Source organism: Chryseobacterium defluvii (assembly GCF_014204415.1).
GTDB lineage: Bacteria > Bacteroidota > Bacteroidia > Flavobacteriales > Weeksellaceae > Chryseobacterium > Chryseobacterium defluvii_A.
This window is the reverse complement of sequence record NZ_JACHLE010000001.1, coordinates 1,485,861-1,504,535: the sequence shown is the minus strand read 5'-3', so window position 1 is coordinate 1,504,535 and position 18,675 is coordinate 1,485,861. Positions and strand designations below refer to the sequence as shown.

The window sequence follows — 18,675 nt, the reverse complement described above, 5'->3', positions numbered from 1 at the left end:
CACAGAATAATTTCAAATTCATAAAGCTTTAAAGTAAAAATTAGCATTTTTGGTAAGGCTGACCAAAAAGCTTACAGATTTTCTGCGGGTTTTGTTTCTATATAAAATAGAGCTGTTTAAATTTTTAGAATAAACACAAAAGTTTTAAACAAGTTTAATGTTTAAACTTCTATTTTTCATCACAAAAAATCTGAAATACTTTACTGCACTTAAGTTTAACAGTTTAGTATCTGGAAAAGTAAAAAGTTTATACGTAAGATGAAAATCGAAAACTTACAAAGACTAATGCATACTAAACAGACCTTTAAAGCAATTTCATTATTAAACTCAAGTGTTTAAAGCTTTTGTGTTTTAGTCTTTATAAGCTTTAAGGAATAGTTTTAAAAATTAGATCATTCCTCATCTTCATACTGTTCCAGGTAATAAGCAAAAGTAAATCCCTCTTCCATTTCTTCCTCAGCATCTTCCAAAGTGGTCAGCAAATCTTCAAATGTTTCCAGCTGATCTACACTCATATTCACAAACTCTATATGCAACGGCATTTCCAGCTCACCGGTAATAATGTCATAAAGAGCATCAAGGTTATCCCCAAAATGCTCCGGAAGACTGAGCTTTTCCTTCAGTTGGGTATAAAAATCCTCATAGTCGCCTATATCCGTAAAGTCTATATATATTGTTTTCATATTAATTGAATTTCCAGTTTTTACTGATTAAGAAAGTTTTGCATTGAGTACAGAAATCAACCTCTTCATTGGTCGGGTTTCTGCCTTCCGCATCTCTCATGAAACATATTTTTTCAGGGCAATGCTTTAGGCCCTGGGTGTGGCCGAGCTCATGAATAGCAACTTTAAAAAGCTGCTCGTCTGAGTTTTCTTTGTTCAGCCTGAATGCAGAAGCTACACACGCTCTTCCGGGCCGGTATCCCAGTCCCATAACTCCAAAATCTTTTACCTTCCCTTTTGTTACACTGATGTCTTTTGAGGTCAGGCCTATGGTAACATATCCTTCCTTCGTTTTACTATTCAGAACTTTGATAATGGAATCTGCCCTGTAACGGTTCCGTTCCTTGTAGTAGGCATTTTCAGGCAAATCTTCAGCTTCCAGAACCTTTACATTGGGGTAAACTTTCCTGATTTCGGTGGTTACAAAATTTACACTCTCTGGTTTGATATCCTTAAAAGGCTGTACTAATATGGCCATACCTTTTTCCCCGCCTGTTTTCTGTTGCTTATCAGAACAGGAAGCGATAAAAAATGCGCAAAAGAGAATCAGCAGACAAAAGTTATTGTTTTTCAAAGCTTTTATAATGATTTTTGGTAAGATATACATCTCCGTCTTTGGTATAGACAATGCGGTCGGCATTTCTGTTTCCACACCTATAGTTGACATCTGCTTCAAAATATTTTTCATTCCCCGGCAGTTTTCTCTCCCTGTTGCTGAATTTATCTCCGCCGATAGCCTTCCCGGGGAGAACTTCACACAAATTTCCTTTGGAAGGATTCCAGCCAAGCCTTCTTGCCTCACTTTTTGTGATATAATAATCCGGAAGCCGGTGATTCCGTTTAACATAGCTGATTACTTTCTTTTCTTCCGTGAGACCAGCAATGTGCCGTCCATCAGTTCTTTGTTCAGGAATATTGTATCCGGAATTTTTATCAACGGCCAGAATATCCTTTTTATCGCAGTTACTCACAAAAAACAGCGCGAATAATGCAAATAAAACAGTCAAAGAAGAAAAAAGCAAAGGTTTTTTATCACTCATAACTCAAAACTTATAACTCATCACTACGATCTCCACTCCTCAGGAATATCACAAACCGGGATAGGGTTCATTTTATGCTGTGCAGCTTTATGCATTCTTTCAAAGATCAGGAACACTTCTTTATCCCTGCCTTCATAGTCATCAGCTGTTTTAGTGCCATATTCCTTCTGAATTTTTTCCAGCTCGGGATAGGTAGCTCCAATCTGCTGTTCATCAGTTCTGTCCACATCCCAAAGCCCGTCTGTAGGAATGGCTTCCTGAATACTTTTAACAAGATTTAAAGCTTTGGCAAGCTTATAAACCTCTGTTTTGTAAAGATCGGCAATAGGAGAGACATCCACTCCTCCGTCACCATATTTAGTATAAAATCCGATCCCGAAATCTTCCACTTTATTTCCGGTTCCGCAGACAAGCAATCCGTTGATCTGCCCGTAATAGTATAGGGTAAGCATTCTTAATCGTGCTCTGGTATTGGCAAAAGCCAGCTTTTCATTAGGATACAGATCGTCTTTTACATCAAAAATGCCGTATAGCTCCTCAAAAGCAGGAGTCAGGTTTACAGATAGGGTTTCTACGTTGGCAAATTTTGATTTCAGGTCATTCATATGTTCCCAGGCACGGTTTACCTGATCTTCTTTCTGGCGGATCGGCATCTCGATCAGTAATGTTTTTAGTCCCGTCATGGCTGCCAGAGTAGAAACCACTCCGGAATCCACACCTCCGGAAACCCCCACTACATAACCTTTTACATTAGCTTTTGCTGCATAGTCTTTCAGCCAGTTTACAATATGATCTATCGTTTTTTGTGTCTGCATTGTTTATTTATTTGAAATTATATTTTTATGAAGTAATTTTTAAACTTGATTTATTTTGCCGGCGGGGGCGGAGGTGGTGGGAAGCTTTCTAATTTCCTTTCCTGAAGCTCTATTTTTACTTTGGAATCTTTTGTTTTTTTAATATTAGAATCACTTAAGCCATTCCCATAGGCAGCTACTGAATATAATTCAGGGTTTTTTGAAATATCGAGATTTTTAATATTATTCCCATCCAGAGACAGCCAGCGAAGTTTAGGAAAATTCTGAAGGTTTAAGGAATGAAGTTTATTATTTGAGACATACAGGCTTTCTAATTGCGTAAGGTGGTCAATATTAATTTCTGAAAGCATATTATCAGAAACATTTAAGCTGTAAATATTGGGGCTGTTTTTGATGGATATACTTTTAAGCTGATTTCTGACTATTTCAATACTTACGAGGTACGGCATATTTTCAACCTCGAATTGGGTAAGGCTGCAATTGTCACAAAATATGATCCTTAAAGTGGGGTGGTCTTTCAGAACAAGATTTTTAATAGGAAAATCCCCAAGTATTAGTTTTCTTGCCTTAAACAGATAAACATCTTCATAAGTTGCCAATTCTATTCCTTTGAGATTAATAATGGTAACCGCAGCATATTCGTTCTCATCTATATTGCCATTTTTATTGATGTCATATCTTTCTAAAATAGCCTTTTCAAAATTTTTATCTTTAAACTGGATTTTCTGGGAAAAAATAGTGATGGGAAAAATGATGAATATCAATAAAAGTTTATTCATGTTTTGTAATTGATGTATAATTTGTATTGACCAGTTCATACCAGAAGCATATTCCGTCCGGTTCTGTGAACTCGCCGGTTTTTTCAAAGCCCAGCTTTTTTAATATATGATTAGAACCCTCATTCTGAGAATGGGCATGGGCATAAATGATGTCTGCATTTAATTCATTAAAACCGAAATCAAGTGAGGCCTTTGCCGATTCTATGGCATAGCCCTTACCCCAAAATTCAGGTAAAAAACGGTAACCCAGATCATAAACATGAGTATAGCCGTTGATGGGCTGGGTCAGTAATTTCAGTCCGCTCCAGCCTATCAGTAAACCGCTTTCCTTTTCAATTACGGCCAGTCTTCCGATACCGTTATCAGTGTATTGCTGCCGGATCATTTTAATAATATTCTCTGACTCTTTGATATCATTTACGGGAGGAATGCCAATATATTTCATGACTTCCGGGTTGGAGTCAAGAAGGAACATACGTTCAGTATCATTCTCTTCAAACTTTCGTAAGATAAGTCTTTCGGTTTCTAATTGCATGCTATACTGTTTATTGCTCGGCCCCAAATATGGTAATATCGGTTTTGGTTCCTTTTTTAATGTCGGATTCCTTCATTTTGTTTCCGCCTACATTCAGAGTCTGAAGCCCGGGATTTCCTGAGATATCCAGCTTTTGGATCTGATTGTGTTCAACGTTTAATTTTCTCAGGTTTTTAAGTGAAGCCAGCTCTATGGACTTGAGTTTATTTAAAGATATCGTTAACTGGTCAATTCTTGCCGTACCTTTCAGCGAAACGGTTTCAATAAGATTATTATCAAGATATAAAGAAGCTAAGCTCTTCAGGTTTTCTGCTTTGAATGTTGAAATTTTGCAGCCGGTACATGAAAACAGCTGGAGCTTATCCAGATTCTTCACAGATGCATCCGGAATGGCATTATCATCCAGGACGATCATTTTGGCGTTTTTAAAAAAAACGAGATCATCGGTTGACGTAATTCCTTTCTGAACCAGAAATAAATTAGAAATCATATCCGCTTCCAACTGATTGATAAAACCGTCTTTATTGAGATCGAAATTTTCTACCACAGCCTTTTCGAGGTTCTTATCCTTGAAATTCAGGTTCTGGCTGTAGAAAAATGAAAGGGTAAAGAACAGGCTGAGAACTGTAAATATTTTATTTTTCATCCTAGTATTGCGTTTAAAATGATTATTTTTGTAAACATTAATTTCATGTAAAAATAATGAAGATTTTTAAAATTATTGTGCTTTCTTCCATTTTAGTTTTGACTTTTAATTCCTGCAAAAAAGAAGCCGAAAACCAATGGAAGGTAGAAATGAAAAATCCGGCAGAGAAAGTTGAGGTTACAGATATTTCCAAAGAATTTTATGATCAGAAGGTATCATTGGATCAGTTTAAAGCCAGATTTCCGTGGTTTCAGGGGACTGTTTCTGATGAAGATTATATAAAGAGAAGATCCGATGCAGGAGAAATAAAACTCTATACGGAAGCAATAGGCAAAATAGATCAGACTAAGCTCCAGAAAGAGCTTCAGGAGCTGTTTTCTCACGTTAAATATTATTTCCCTCAATTTAAAAGCCCTAAAGTCTATCTTTTTTCATCTGCCCTTCAGATGGTGCAGGATCCTGTATTTTATGATCCGAAGGAAAACTTCCTTTTTATAGATGTTACAGGATTTATGGGGGAGAATAATCCTAATTATAAAGGATTGGAATTATATTTCCAGAAATCCATGAACCCGCAGAATATTGTCCCGAAAGTTTCACAGATCTTTGCTGAAAATGCTGTAACAGCATCTGCAGATCATCAGAAGTTTATCGATCAATTGATCCTTAACGGAAAAATTATGATGCTTCAGGATGCATTCCTGCCGGATTTTCCGGATTATCTGAAAATGAATTATACCCAGAAACAGTATGAATGGGCTGTAGCCAATGAAGCCAATATCTGGAACTATTTCGTGGAAAGTAATTTGATTTTCGGGGATGACCCAAGGCTCGTTGAACGTTTTATATCTCCCGGACCGTTTTCCAAATTCTATACGGAAATAGACAACGAATCTTCTCCCCAGATCGGAATTTTTACCGGATGGCAGATCTGCAAAGCCTATTTTAAAGAAAAACCTGATACCAAATTACAGGACTTTCTGAAAATGGATGCCACCGAGATTTTCAATCAGTCAGGATACAAACCAAAAGCTAAGTAGTAAATAAAAATCAGAAAAAATAGATAATGAGAAAAACCCAGATAACGATAGATGTTGAATTGGATGAAAACCATATTCCCGAAAATATTACCTGGAATGCACAGGACGGAGGGGTAGAAAAAGAAGAAACCAAAGCAACCATGATCTCAGTATGGGATGATAAGGCAATGGAAGCCTTAAGAATTGATCTCTGGACAAAAGAAATGCCTGTGGATCAGATGAAAATGTTTATCCACCAGATTCTTATCTCCCTGGGAAGCACCTATCAAAGGGCAACAGGAGAAGAAGATGTAGCTCAGTGGATGGAGCAGATGGCAGAAGAATTTGCCATAAAATCAGCTATAAAAATGTAAAGATAATAAATGTATCAATGTATCAATGTATCAATGTACCAGTATACCAATTATTGCTACATTGCTACACTGGTCAATTGTTAAATTATAATTATAAATTTATGAACTTTAATACAAAAGTTATACACGGCGGGCAGCATCACGAATCTTCAACAGGTGCCGTAAATGTTCCCGTATTCTTAACCTCCACATTCGCACAGAAAAGCCCGGGAGTGCATTCCGGATATGAATATTCAAGAGCGGCTAACCCTACAAGACAGGCTTTGGAAGATTCTTTGGCGAGTATAGAGAATGGAGCGAGAGGTTTGGCTTTCGGTTCCGGTTTAGCGGCTATCGACTGTGTTTTGAAACTGTTAAATCCGGGTGATGAGGTAATTGCCGTAGATGATTTATACGGCGGAACCTATAGAATGTTCACAAGGCTTTTCGAAAAATATCAGCTGAAATTTACTTTTATCAGTTTTGATGATGCTTCTAAAATATCAGAAGTTATTACAGATAAAACAAAGCTGATCTGGCTCGAAACCCCTACCAATCCATTGATGAAACTGGTGGATATTAAAGTAGTGGCAGACATTGCGAAAGGAAAAGACATCCTTGTTGCTGTGGATAATACTTTTGCAACCCCATATATCCAAAGACCATTGGATCTGGGAGCGGATATTGTAATGCACTCCGCTACAAAATATTTAGGCGGGCATTCTGACGTGATCGCAGGGGCTCTTATTGCAAAAGATGCTGAATTAGGAGAAAAGCTTCACTTTATCCAGTTTGCAAGCGGTGGGATCTTAGGGCCTCATGACTCTTACCTGGTATTGAGAGGCATCAAAACATTAGCCCTGAGGATGCAGAGACACTCTTACAACGGATATGAAATTGCAAAATACCTTGAAACACATCCGGCAGTGGATAAAGTAATCTATCCGGGACTGGAATCCCATCCGCAGTACGAACTGGCAAAATCCCAGATGAAGGAAGCAGGAGGAATGGTTTCTTTCACCTTCAAATCCGGTAAGAAAGAAGATGCAATCAGGTTTTTAGAAAGACTGAAAGTTTTCACATTAGCTGAATCTTTAGGCGGTGTGGAATCTTTAGCCAATCACCCTGCTTTAATGACGCATGCTTCTATTCCTGCTGAAAACCGTGCGGAATTGGGTATTACCGATGATCTGGTTCGTTTAAGCGTAGGGATTGAAGATAAAGAAGACCTTATTGCAGATTTGGAAAGAGCTTTTTCTTAAAATAATATTATAATGAGAAAGATTATTTGTTTATTGTTTTTCGGATTCTGTCAGATCGCCTATTCTCAGGTCAAAAATACCGATGAGCTTTATAAAACAGTAGAGAAGTTGGATCACCTGATATTCGGTGAAGGATTTAATCAATGTAATCTTTCTCATTATGATTCCATTATAAGCAGTGACCTCGAGTTTTATCACGATAAAGGAGGAATTACTGATGGGAAAGAAGCTTTTATAGCATCCATTAAAAATAATATCTGCGGAAATCCGAATAAAGTAAAACGAGAGCTGGTTCCGGGCAGCATGAAAGTCTATCCTATGTATAACAATAATAATGTTTTATATGCATTTATACAGGAAGGCGAACATGATTTTTTTGAATATTTCAACGGAAAATGGAATAAAGGAAGCAGAGCAAGGTTCACTGTTTTATGGCTTAAGGAAGATAATGAATGGAAAATGAAACGTGTCTTCAGCTTTGATCACCATTAGAATTTGGATATGAAAAATACAAGAAAAGCAACAAGCCAGGATCTGGTACAGTTGGCAAAATTATTTGACCAGTACAGGGTTTTTTATAATAAAGAATCTGATATTCCGGCTGCAGAAATTTTTTTGAAAGACAGAATTGAAAACAAGGATTCAGAAATTTTTGTTGCTGAAAAAGATGGACGACTGGTAGGATTTGTTCAACTGTATCCTATATTTTCCTCAACCAGAATGTGCCGGTACTGGCTGCTTAATGACCTGTATGTGAATGAAAATCATAGAGGAAAAGGCTACTCTAAAGAACTGATCGAGGAGGCCAAAGAGCTTTGCAGATTATCAAAAGCTTCCGGTGTTCTACTGGAAACGGGAAAAAGTAACGATATAGGCAATCAGCTTTATCCGGCCTGTGGTTTTGAACTTTATAATTCCGTGAATTTCTATGAATGGGCAAACAAACAGCTCATTAATGATAAATAAAATGATAATTGATAGAAGAAAGTTATTCATGATTGATCCATCATCAATCAATTAGACGGGCTACAGCCTGCACCTATTAAACTATGGAACATATTATCGAAATATTAAGATCCGGAGGCACTATCCTTTATCCTACAGACACTATTTGGGGAATAGGCTGTGACGCTACCAATGTAGAAGCCATCAACAAGATCTTCGAGATCAAAAAGCGGGAAAAAAATAAGTCCATGATCATTCTGGTAGAATCTGAAAAAAGGCTGCAGGATTTGGTAGACGTTCCGGAAATGGCCTGGGAGATCATTGATCTGAGTGAAAAACCGGTCACCATTGTGTATGAAAATCCAAGAGGTTTGCCACAAGAGCTGCTGGCGGAAGACGGAAGCATTGGGATTCGTCTGGTAAAGAACGATTTTTGTAAAAAACTGATCACAAAACTGAATAAACCTTTAGTTTCTACCTCAGCCAATTTCAGTGGGGATAAAAGCCCTCTGAAATTTTCAGATATTTCGGCTGAAATGATAAAACTTGTAGATTATGCGGTAGAGGAGGATCGGGAAAAGATTTCAAAATATCCGGGCTCTTCCGTCATAAAAATATGGAATGATAACAGAATAAAAGTTCTTCGGGAATAAAAGGAGATTTAATTATCTTTGCAAAATCATTTAACCATTAAGGTATTAAGAATATTGAGCTCAGGCTTAATAAACTTGATCTCTTAGTGGTTTTAAATTAATAATAAATATGTTCATTAATCTTAATCAGAATAAAAATCTAAAACTTTTCAAAATAATTTCAGAGGTGGCCTTCCGGAATTATCAGTCCGTATACATTGTCGGAGGTTATGTCCGCGATTTGCTGATGAAGAGAAAAGCGTCTACGGATATTGATTTTGTTACTGAACAAAGTGGAATTGAACTTGCAGAAAGTGTTGCGCACGAAATTGATCCGAAATTAAAGGTTTCCGTTTTTAAAACGTATGGAACTGCAATGGTAAAATACAAAGACCTGGAACTGGAATTTGTGGGAGCCAGAAAAGAAAGTTATACCGAGAACAGCAGAAAGCCTGAAGTAGAAGGAGGAACGCTTGAAGACGATCAGAAAAGGAGGGATTTTACTATCAACGCAATGGCCATTTCCCTGAATAAAGATAATTTCGGAGAACTCATTGATCCGTTCAGTGGAATTGAAGACCTTAAAAACGGGATTCTGAGAACACCGCTGGAGCCTGCCCAAACCTATTCTGACGATCCGCTGAGAATGATGAGGGCCCTCCGCTTTGCTTCTACTTTACAGTTTAAGATCGAAGAAAACTCTTTATCGGCCATAAAACAGGAAGCAGAAAGGATCAAAATTGTTTCCATGGAAAGAATTATGGTTGAATTTAATAAGATCATGCTTTCCGGGAAACCTTCTGTAGGATTAAAATTAATGGAAGAAACCGGGCTTTTAAAGCTCATCATTCCGGAATTGATAGAACTGAAGGGAATAGAGGAAGTGGAAGGGCAGACCCATAAAGATAATTTTTACCATACTTTGGAAGTAGTGGATAATATCTCTGAAAATACGGATAACCTTTGGTTGCGCTGGTCCGCACTGCTTCATGATATAGGAAAAGCCCCTACCAAAAAGTTTGTTGACGGGACAGGATGGACTTTCCACGGACACGAGTTTCTGGGCTCTAAAATGACAAAATCCCTTTTTCAGAGGTTGAAGCTGCCATTAGGAAACGATATGAAGTATGTTCAGAAAATGGTAAAACTTTCATCACGTCCTATTGCCTTAATTACAGATGATGCTTCAGATTCGGCTCTTAGGAGATTGTTATTTGATGCCGGAGAGGACCTGGAAGATCTGTTTACACTTTGCAAAGCAGATATAACCACAAAAAACTCTAAAAAGCAGGAGAAATTCAAGAAGAATTTTGAATATGTAGCGGTAAAAATAAAAGAGGTTGAGGAAAAAGATCATGTAAGGAATTTCCAGCCGCCTATTTCCGGGGAAGAAATTATGGAAATATTCGACCTTAAGCCCGGCCGTGAGATCGGAATCTTAAAAGAAAAAGTAAAAGAAGCGATTCTGGAAGGTGAAATACTGAATGAGAAGGAAGAGGCCAGAAACTTTGTGATTGCAGAAGCAGAGAAGTTGGGACTGAAAGTGAAATAAGAATTAAAAATTCAGCTATTATATAAAGGTTTCGGCGGGGCTATGCCCCGCCGAAACCTTTATATAATAAATCAAAACCCGGGCGGCTTCTTTGAAGCCGCCCGGGTAAAAACACAAATGATGAAAAAAAATATATATTCCTGAACACCGGTACCGGCATTATTCTTAATTTAAGTAAAACCCGTTAGAGCCTTTTCCTGCCGTAAAAGTCTTAATGACAGACCCTGAAGTTGAATAAACAGTGACCTTGCTGTCCTGCGTAAATCCGTTGGCATCAGAGGTAAAGATCTTACCGCCTATTACGTTAAACCCGTATAAAGTAGAGAACGAATTGTCTGCAACGGTAAATAATGGAGATGAAGGAACTGTTGTTGCGCTCATATCCATTGAATATACTTTATTGCCTGCTGTGAAATAGAACTTGCTATTCTCAATTTCAAGATTAGTAGCATTGGCGATTCCGGTCAGAGTAGTGGTTTTTACAATAGTACCGGTACTTGAGATCTGGTAGATATAAGAATCTGTTGTTCCTGAGGCTATGGCATACACGTTATTGTTGTTGGAAATGGTTTTATTGATATTTCCGTTAGGTAAAGTGATCACAGACTGAATATCATTAGTAGAAGTATTGATATAAGTGATTTTATTCCCGAAACCATAAGATGCATTCTGAACGAAAATATTTCCTCCTGCCTGTACAATTCTTTCAGCCGTATCTGTAAAAGCGATTTTCTTTACAAAAGACAGGCTGGAAGCACTGTAAACACTTACATATTTAGCACCGTTGTATTTATCATTGGTCACGTAAATATTATTGTTGGCAATAGCCATATAGCGCGGCTGATCGATCTGTTCCGTGATCTCTCCGGTACTTTTAAAAGTATATCGGTTAACTACCTTTATTTTATTGGAATTATTCAGAACCAGATACGCTTTGTCTCCGTTGAATGCAATCATCTGCAAAACATCACCCAGGTGAGTATTTTCATTATTGGCGGCGAAAATATTGTCCTGTTTCAGGCTTAGGTCACTTGTTACGAAAGTTACATCCGCATTTGGGGTCCCGAAATTCCCTTCATTCGTAATAAAAAGCCCATTTTCATAAGCAAGCGAAGGAACGGTAATATCGTCATCATTGTTGCTGCAGGAGATGTTGAAAAGCAGTGTAAGGGCAAAAAGAAGTTGTAAAAGTCTGGTTATTTTCATAATTATCTTGATTTTAAAAATTTATAGTTCCGTAAATGCCATAATTCCTTTTGGGAAGCGGATAATAGGCTACTGTTTTGTAAATGGCATCCGTTATATTATTCACCCTGATCCCTAAAGTAAATTTCTTTAAAACAGTTGCGGAAATCCCGGCATTCAGAACAAAATAAGGATCCAGCGCATCCGCTCTTTTTTCATCAGTGGTAGTATAAGTAAGTCCGTTGAATATCCCCTGAACATATACATTCAGGAATTGATATTGATAATCTAAATTTCCGTAAACTTTGTGCAGGGGTACATACATCATCTGTTTCCCGGTTTCCTTATTGACAGATCTGGCAAAAGTATACCCTGCATTCAGCCTGACATTATGCTTATTGAACTGTTTGAAAAAAGTAAGCTGGGATTCCAGTCCGTAAGACTCTGTCTTATGAGTATTAAAGGCAGCCCAATATCCATACTGAGTGGGGAGCCAGCCGATATAATCTGAAATATTCATATAATAAGGGCTAAGGGTAAGTTTAAAATCTCCGAATGTAAACTCATGATCCATATCCGCCTGAACAGATGTTTCCGGTTTCAGATCAGGATTTCCACCAGGTTGCCAGTAAAGATCATTGAATGTTGGAAACCTGAAATTCCTTGAAGTATTGAAAGCAATGCTATACCATTTCAAAGCATTCCATTTTCCTGAAAAAGAATACAGAACCGGGGAATCGAATCCCTCTACAAAATCCTTTTTAATTCCTGCCTCAAAACGCAGATCCTTTGTGGCGAAATACCTCAATAATCCGGCTATAGAACCTGTATTCCGGTTGATTTTATCAATCCCTGAACCATAGCCTTCCCCCTTATTCACTTGAAATTCGGAAATTACGTTCAGGTTGAGATTGGAAGTGATGAAATAATTAAAATCATCCTTGAAAATATAGTTCTTTCCGGTAGCTCCACTTGTTTTGGGAGCATTAAGATCACCAAAATACTGGAAGTTTTCTTCCGTATAGGCAGCTTTTAAGCTGTTGGATAACTTACTTTTACTCACATCCCAAGAAATTAAGCTTCTTGTACTCTGAGTTTCATACTTCGTTTTGTTCCCGTTTTCCACAAAAATAGGATAGTGCTGCGAAGAATCATAAAACTGGCTTTGCCATGAAATACTCTGATTGGGAGCAATTCTATAAGAAACCCCGATATTGAAGGTTGTATTAAAATACCTTCCGTTCCGGTTGATATAATCCTCTTCCTCTACCTCATAATCATTCCGGCTTATAAAATGATTGCCGGAAACCTTTACACTGAACTTATCGTTGCTGAAAGACACTTTGGTAAAATTATTATACGTCTCAAAAGAAGAGGATTCCGAATAAAGAGTGGCGTGTGTCCCTTGATTAAACTTCAGGTCATTATTCAGGTGGATGCTTCCGCCGATTGCACTGCTTCCATAGACCACGCTGCCGCCCCCGGCTTTCACTTCAAGCTGATCGTACCCGAATAAAGCAATATTATTAATATCCCCCTGCCCTAAAAACTGAGAGTTAATATTAATACCATTCCACACAAAAGCAGTATGACTGGCTGCAGTTCCCCTGAAAGAAGGGGAAGACACCATTCCGCGCCCGTTTTCCTTGATATAAAGTGAAGACTGGAATCGCAATACTTCCGATAGATTGGCATAATTTTTTTGAATATCCTGAGGAGAAAGAGTAGTAACCTTATGGAACAGTTTAGCCTTGTTCATCTGATTATCGAAAATATATACGGTATCAATTGTTTTCTCCTGTCCAAAGAGAAAACAGCCATAAGACGATAAAAGTACTACTAAAGACCTTTTTATATCCATACTATTTTACTTTTCCTCCGAAAGCAATATATTTTAGAGTTACAATTCTGGCAGGTCTCCTGACTTTCGCTTTCCACACCTTCCCGTTTTCACAGTGGCTTTCGTTGTAGAAACTTTTAATGCGATTTACAGTTGCGGGGACAGTTTGGGATTTTCACCCAATTCCCTATTAATTCCAATACCCTGGAAACCAAAATTTTTGCAAATATAGGTAATTTTATTTAAGCAAAAAGGTAAAATCGTGAAATTGCAAAACCGTAAAAAGGTAAAATTGTTTTACGACCTCAAAAGCAGTTTTACGATTTTACCCTTTTGCCTTTCAGCCTTCCCACGATTTCACTTTTCTGCGATTGTACCTTTTTACAGTTTTATAATTTCGCCTTTATAAAAACGTAGCATCAAATGAAAATGGCAGCAGATCCTTCACAGACTGCACTTTGATCACTTCCTCATTCATGCTTGAAAAATAAAGATCAATGTTTTCACTTTGTTTTGTTTCAAATTCCAGTAAGCTTTGCCTGCAGGCTCCACATGGAGGAATAGGCGGGTTTTTCTCGGAAAACTCCTTTGGACCGCCTACAACGAAGATCTTTTTGATCTTTTCATTCGGGAAATTGGCTGCTACCCAGAACAAAGTGGTTCTTTCCGCACATAATCCTGACGGGAAAGCTGCATTCTCCTGATTATTGCCGGAGTAGATCTCCCCGTTTTCCAGTAAAACGGCACAGCCCACCAAGAACTGGGAGTAAGGCGCATAAGCATTTTCACGGGCTTGCTTTGCCTTTTCAAATAATTTTTTTTCTATATCGCTCAGCTCACTGCTGTTTTTAAAATATTCGTAACCGATCTGTATGTCTTTTTTCATATATTTCGAGACTAAAAAAGGGGAATAAAAGTAGCTCTTTTTCATCAGGTGGGCAATAGTATTTTATTCTCTGTTATAAATTGAAACTCAAAAAGTTTAAAGATGTTATATACTCCCGTAAAATTTAGAAATGTAGAACTTAAGAACAGATGGGTAATGTCGCCTATGTGTATGTATTCCAGTAAAGATGGTTTGGCAAATGATTTCCATTTTGTACACTACGGAAGCCGTTCCCAGGGAGGGACAGGGCTGATCATGGTGGAAGCTACCGGAGTGGAGCTCCGTGGAAGGATCACGAATCAATGTATGGGAATATGGAATGATGAGCAGGCTGAAAAACTTCAGAAAATTGTTGAATTTATCCATACGAACTCTGAAAGTAAAGCGGGAATTCAATTGGCTCATTCAGGAAGAAAAGGTTCAACATGGAATAATATCCAGATCTCTGTGGAAGAAGGCTGGGAGACCGTCGCTCCAAGCCCCGTTCCTTATCATCCGAACGAAAGGATCCCACATGAACTTACGGAAGAAGAGATCAGAGATCTGATCCAAAATTTTAAAGATGCTGCCGGAAGAGCAGTAAAGGCAGGCTTTGATATTATTGAAATTCATGGAGCGCACGGATACCTGATCCATCAGTTTTTATCCCCGTTATCCAATATCAGGACAGATGAATATGGTGGAAGCTTTGAAAACAGGATCCGCTTTCTGCTGGAAATTGTAGATGCCGTAAATGAAGAGTTAAATGAAAATACGGCCCTTTTCGTAAGAATCTCAGGAACAGAATATGCGGAGAATGGCTGGAGTCTTGAAGACAGTATAGAATTGGCGAAAGAATTAAAGACACATGATGTAGATCTGGTAGATGTTTCAAGTGGTGGAAATATTCATGGAGCAAAGATCCCTGTTTTTGAAGGGTATCAGGTACCATTTTCATCACGGGTCAGGAATGAGGCAGGTGTAAAGACCGGAGCTGTAGGCCTGATCACCAAGATGGAGCAGGCAGAAGAGATCTTACAAAAAGGAGATGCCGATCTGATATTCGTGGCCCGGGAAATTCTGAGGAACCCGTATATTGCGGTTCAAGGTTCGTTTGAAATGAAGGAAGAATGCTTTTTTCCGCATCAATACCTACGAGCAAAAATTTCTTCATAACTTTATAAAAAATTACAAGAATATCCATATGAAAATTGAAGACTTCATGCTGCCGTGCCCAAGCAAAAAATTCTTAGGGATAGAATGTTTTGGCTGTGGGGCCCAGCGGGCCATTGTCATGGTTTTTGAAGGAAGGTTTTCAGAAGCATTCCATATGTTTCCTGCGGTATATACCTTATTACTTTTTTTATTTATGGCAGGATTAAATTTTATTGATAAAAAAAGGAGTTATGGGAATATTTTAATATTTTTAGCAATAATTAATTCAATTATAATGGTAATTGCTTACTTTTATAAACATTTCTTTTAAAATCAACCCAATTAAACATTAAAATTATAAACTATGAATCAACAAAAATTACCTAACGCAACGGCTGTACTGGTTTTAGGAATTGTATCTATTGTAACATGCTGCTGCTATGGAATAGTGGGGATTATTACCGGGGTTATCGGTCTTTCCCTATACAGTAAAGATAATGCATTGTACCAGCAGAATCCGGGTCTTTACTCCGATTATAGCAATTTGAAAACAGGTAGGATACTTTGTATTATTGGTATTGTATTAAGTGTTCTGTATCTGATCTATCTGGTTGTAATGATCTCTACATTAGGCTGGGATGCCCTTACAGATCCGGAAGTGATGAAGGAAAGAATGAGAGAATTAACAGGACAGTAATTATTTGATTAAATAATGATAATAAAAAGACCGTGCTTACGGTCTTTTTTGTATACATAATAAATGTTGAAGTTATAGAGAAATTTGAAATGCATATATTTGGAAAAATATAGATTATGAAACATACAGCTTTTATTGCTTTTAGTTTGTGCCTTTTATTTTTAACGGCCGGAATTATAATACTCATGAAAAAAAATAATAACCATATAGAATGTGGGAAAGAGGTGATATATTCAACGGGTAAAGATGGAGCAAAAATAAAGACCGAAAAACACATCTGCAAAGAAAAGAATAACTTTTAAAGACTAAATTTTTGGAATTATAATCACTTGAAATCCTACAAACTACACCATTCTATAATGTCATCCTGAATGTAGCTGAGTGAAATGAAGAATCTAAAAACCTGTTTAAATTTTATTTCTACCTTTAATTTTTTACTGTTAAATTAAATAGGAAGTTTGTCATGCTAGAAGCATATCTATACAATGTAGACCTTCAGGAATGGCAAACTGAATTCTAGAAAATAATAAAAATTTAAACAGGCTCTAAATGATAAACAATATTAATTTCTAATCATACAAAAAGACTTCCCTTAAATAAGAGAAGTCTTTTTTGATATAGATTTCGAAGCTTACTTAATAATAAACTTCAGACTTGAATGATCCAGTTTTAAGATGTAAACACCCTGCTCAAGATCCTTAATTTTAATTGAATTTCTATTATCTTTAAAAGGATTTTCGATAGTTTGCAGTACTTTACCCTGCAAATTATAGATCTCTGCCTTTTTAACTCCTTTGGTATCTCCTTTAATAAAGATCTCCTGGTTCAAAACCGGGTTAGGATATACCTGTAAAACTTCAGATTCTGTTGTTTTTATTTCAGAAGCAATGATATTGCTTTGCTTTGCACTTCCCGAATAGCACGTCCAGCTTAAATTATCCAGCGCCGCCCTGTTTCCGGTAGTATCCGTGTTCACTAATGATATCACTACATTTCCTGTAATATTAATATTGCTGATAGTTGTGGTAGCAGCAGTGGTGCTGTAAGGTACACTTCCGACTTTCACCCCGTTTACCTTGACGTCAAAAGTCCCGTTGCTTCCCGAAAACTTCAATTGTGTGGTTACTGTTAAAGACCCGATGCCGTTGGCAGAAGTGTTTGAGCTTAGTGAACCGGTTCTTACCGTAATGGCTTTATTGGAGATCGTTTGGTCTGTTCTTGCATCAGTGGCCGTCCAGGTGATTCCTCCGTTGGTCCATGTTCTTGTCAGGTAGCTGGCAGTGCTGCTTGTAGGAATAGTCTCAAAAGTTTCATTTCCGCAATTGGTTGGTGGGGTAACTATTGCGGCAGTAGTTCCTGAAACCGTTGAACTGTTGGAAGAAGAATTTCCGGCTGCATCTTTCGCCACCACATAGAAATTGTAGGTTGTAGAAGGATTTAATCCCGTAATCGTTGCAGAAGTGGAGCTTACTGTAGTTTTTAAGCTTCCGTTCATATAAATGGCATAGGAAGTGACTCCTACATTATCTGTTGATGTATTCCATGCCAGAGAAATGCTGCTGGAAGTTGTTCCGGAAACATTCAGTCCTGTAACGGTAGTTGGAGCCTGGGTATCAGCAGGAGGCTGTTGTGAGCCCCAGATAAGATCCGCATAATTCGGATTGTCTATGAATGGGTTTCTGTTTCCCTGAAAAGTATAAGAAGCATTATTTCTGTTGATCTCTGCCTGAGAAACAGGATCCTGGGTATGCCATGCCATCAGGACATTCAGTTCCCATGTCTGTAATCCCGGATAAGCCGAGCTTCCCAATATGTTCCCTGAAGTGAACGTAGAGAGCTTGCTTTGGTAACGTGTTACGAAATAAAAGATCATTCTCGCAACATCCCCTTTGAATGCATCGATGGGCTCGAAAACAGTTCCCGAATACCCTGACGAAACGGAATTTCCGAGTTTTGATCCGTTTTGGGAAGTGAAAGTAGAGGTTCCTACCTTTCCGAAAGGATAATTGGACCGCATACCATTTACCTTCCCGTCAGTAGCCCTGATGAAATGGATATCTGAGACCATAGGAGCTGCCTCATTGAATAAGCTTTGAGGAATAATATGTTCGCGGTTATAGCAGTTTCCCTCCACTGAATAAGTTCCGCACTGGTTGGTTACGGGCGTATATTTATAAGGGTCTGTTCCCGAGGGATTTTCAGAATAGATGTCTAATATGGAGCCGTCATTTTCATAGTTCTTATCGATGTCGGTGGTTTTGTATCCGTTCCAAAGTCCGCCGTAACCTTTATCCTGATGCCCGCTGGTAATAATGTTGCTTAAAGCGGTTTTCAGGGAAGCCCCGGTCAGCCCGTTTGCAGAATTGTAATATCCTGCCGGAGCCTGGGCATTGGCTAAACCGCCTAAGACAAGGAGTAGAATAATTTTTTTCATAGAATATAATTTTTCAGTAAGAATACTACATTTTTTTGAATAAAAAATTACATTACCGTTAATTTTAAAATGTAGCGCATTTGATTTTAAATCAGATGATTATGATATTGTTGTGTACCTCAGTTAAAACACGTAAAGTGTAATTAGTTTAAGAATAAAATATCGGGCAGACCTTTTATTTAACATATTAAAATTAAAA

General features: G+C 37.8%; 21 protein-coding genes and 1 riboswitch. Of the genes, 10 read left to right on the top strand and 11 right to left on the bottom strand.

Annotation, left to right across the window (positions count from 1 at the left end; genetic code table 11):
* Positions 1 to 392: 392 nt before the first annotated feature.
* The 7 genes from HNP38_RS06840 to HNP38_RS06810 all read right to left on the bottom strand — a co-directional run bounded on the left by HNP38_RS06840 (position 393) and on the right by HNP38_RS06810 (position 4,537).
* The gene (locus HNP38_RS06840; protein ID WP_184186483.1) at positions 393 to 683 is read right to left on the bottom strand and encodes a barstar family protein; all 291 of its coding nucleotides are present in this window, start codon (positions 681 to 683) and stop codon (positions 393 to 395) included.
* A gap of 1 nt (position 684) precedes the next feature.
* Positions 685 to 1,200, bottom strand: coding sequence for a matrixin family metalloprotease (locus HNP38_RS06835; protein WP_184187655.1), 516 nt, complete (start codon positions 1,198 to 1,200; stop codon positions 685 to 687).
* Positions 1,201 to 1,282: 82 nt separating this feature from the next.
* Entirely contained in the window at positions 1,283 to 1,762 is a 480-nt protein-coding gene (locus HNP38_RS06830; RefSeq protein ID WP_184186480.1) for a ribonuclease domain-containing protein, read from the bottom strand.
* 23 nt (positions 1,763 to 1,785) lie between these two features.
* Entirely contained in the window at positions 1,786 to 2,577 is a 792-nt protein-coding gene (nadE, locus tag HNP38_RS06825; protein ID WP_184186477.1) for an NAD(+) synthase, read from the bottom strand.
* 50 nt (positions 2,578 to 2,627) lie between these two features.
* Complete coding sequence (locus HNP38_RS06820; protein ID WP_184186473.1) at positions 2,628 to 3,356, bottom strand: leucine-rich repeat domain-containing protein; 729 nt, start codon at positions 3,354 to 3,356, stop codon at positions 2,628 to 2,630.
* Positions 3,349 to 3,891 carry a GNAT family N-acetyltransferase gene (locus HNP38_RS06815; protein WP_184186470.1) on the bottom strand — a complete coding sequence of 181 codons (543 nt, stop codon included), beginning with the start codon at positions 3,889 to 3,891 and terminating at the stop codon, positions 3,349 to 3,351. Before HNP38_RS06815 ends, HNP38_RS06820 begins: the two co-directional genes overlap by 8 nt.
* A gap of 10 nt (positions 3,892 to 3,901) precedes the next feature.
* Entirely contained in the window at positions 3,902 to 4,537 is a 636-nt protein-coding gene (locus tag HNP38_RS06810) for a leucine-rich repeat domain-containing protein (RefSeq protein WP_184186467.1), read from the bottom strand.
* A gap of 56 nt (positions 4,538 to 4,593) precedes the next feature.
* Here HNP38_RS06810 and HNP38_RS06805 point away from each other — a divergent pair, with 56 nt between their 5' ends.
* From HNP38_RS06805 to HNP38_RS06775, 7 genes are all read left to right on the top strand, one after another.
* Entirely contained in the window at positions 4,594 to 5,577 is a 984-nt protein-coding gene (locus tag HNP38_RS06805) for a gliding motility protein GldB (RefSeq protein WP_184186464.1), read from the top strand.
* A gap of 26 nt (positions 5,578 to 5,603) precedes the next feature.
* Positions 5,604 to 5,930: a gliding motility protein GldC gene (gldC, locus tag HNP38_RS06800; protein WP_184186460.1), complete on the top strand. Its 327-nt coding sequence runs from the start codon at positions 5,604 to 5,606 to the stop codon at positions 5,928 to 5,930.
* Between the two features lie 101 nt (positions 5,931 to 6,031).
* Complete coding sequence (locus tag HNP38_RS06795; RefSeq protein WP_184186457.1) at positions 6,032 to 7,171, top strand: cystathionine gamma-synthase; 1,140 nt, start codon at positions 6,032 to 6,034, stop codon at positions 7,169 to 7,171.
* A gap of 12 nt (positions 7,172 to 7,183) precedes the next feature.
* Positions 7,184 to 7,663 (top strand): nuclear transport factor 2 family protein, encoded by a 480-nt coding sequence (locus HNP38_RS06790; protein ID WP_184186454.1) that lies wholly within the window; start codon positions 7,184 to 7,186, stop codon positions 7,661 to 7,663.
* Between the two features lie 9 nt (positions 7,664 to 7,672).
* Entirely contained in the window at positions 7,673 to 8,137 is a 465-nt protein-coding gene (locus tag HNP38_RS06785) for a GNAT family N-acetyltransferase (protein ID WP_184186450.1), read from the top strand.
* A gap of 83 nt (positions 8,138 to 8,220) precedes the next feature.
* A complete protein-coding gene (locus HNP38_RS06780; protein ID WP_184186447.1) occupies positions 8,221 to 8,769 on the top strand; it encodes an L-threonylcarbamoyladenylate synthase in 549 nt (182 codons plus the stop codon).
* A 109-nt stretch (positions 8,770 to 8,878) separates the two neighbouring features.
* Complete coding sequence (locus tag HNP38_RS06775; protein ID WP_184186444.1) at positions 8,879 to 10,300, top strand: CCA tRNA nucleotidyltransferase; 1,422 nt, start codon at positions 8,879 to 8,881, stop codon at positions 10,298 to 10,300.
* 165 nt (positions 10,301 to 10,465) lie between these two features.
* Here the strand turns inward: HNP38_RS06775 and HNP38_RS06770 are convergent, their stop codons facing one another.
* The 3 genes from HNP38_RS06770 to cdd all read right to left on the bottom strand — a co-directional run bounded on the left by HNP38_RS06770 (position 10,466) and on the right by cdd (position 14,211).
* Complete coding sequence (locus tag HNP38_RS06770; protein WP_194299331.1) at positions 10,466 to 11,506, bottom strand: YncE family protein; 1,041 nt, start codon at positions 11,504 to 11,506, stop codon at positions 10,466 to 10,468.
* 13 nt (positions 11,507 to 11,519) lie between these two features.
* Positions 11,520 to 13,346 (bottom strand): TonB-dependent receptor plug domain-containing protein, encoded by a 1,827-nt coding sequence (locus HNP38_RS06765; RefSeq protein WP_184186440.1) that lies wholly within the window; start codon positions 13,344 to 13,346, stop codon positions 11,520 to 11,522.
* A gap of 31 nt (positions 13,347 to 13,377) precedes the next feature.
* Positions 13,378 to 13,556, bottom strand: a riboswitch (cobalamin riboswitch).
* Positions 13,557 to 13,728: 172 nt separating this feature from the next.
* Positions 13,729 to 14,211 carry a cytidine deaminase gene (gene cdd, locus HNP38_RS06760; RefSeq protein ID WP_184186437.1) on the bottom strand — a complete coding sequence of 161 codons (483 nt, stop codon included), beginning with the start codon at positions 14,209 to 14,211 and terminating at the stop codon, positions 13,729 to 13,731.
* A gap of 102 nt (positions 14,212 to 14,313) precedes the next feature.
* On the opposite strand from cdd, the gene namA reads away from it, so the two are divergent.
* Genes namA through HNP38_RS06745 form a run of 3 tightly spaced genes read left to right on the top strand, consistent with a single transcriptional unit; the run spans position 14,314 to position 16,042 of the window.
* Positions 14,314 to 15,366 carry an NADPH dehydrogenase NamA gene (gene namA / locus HNP38_RS06755; RefSeq protein ID WP_184186434.1) on the top strand — a complete coding sequence of 351 codons (1,053 nt, stop codon included), beginning with the start codon at positions 14,314 to 14,316 and terminating at the stop codon, positions 15,364 to 15,366.
* Positions 15,367 to 15,394: 28 nt separating this feature from the next.
* A complete protein-coding gene (locus tag HNP38_RS06750; protein ID WP_184186431.1) occupies positions 15,395 to 15,676 on the top strand; it encodes a DUF2752 domain-containing protein in 282 nt (93 codons plus the stop codon).
* A 33-nt stretch (positions 15,677 to 15,709) separates the two neighbouring features.
* On the top strand, positions 15,710 to 16,042 hold the full coding sequence (locus HNP38_RS06745; protein ID WP_184186428.1) for a CCC motif membrane protein: 333 nt from the start codon (positions 15,710 to 15,712) through the stop codon (positions 16,040 to 16,042).
* Positions 16,043 to 16,673: 631 nt separating this feature from the next.
* On the opposite strand, the gene HNP38_RS06740 is transcribed toward HNP38_RS06745, so the two are convergent.
* Entirely contained in the window at positions 16,674 to 18,476 is a 1,803-nt protein-coding gene (locus tag HNP38_RS06740) for an endonuclease (RefSeq protein ID WP_184186424.1), read from the bottom strand.
* Between the last annotated feature and the right edge of the window lie 199 nt (positions 18,477 to 18,675).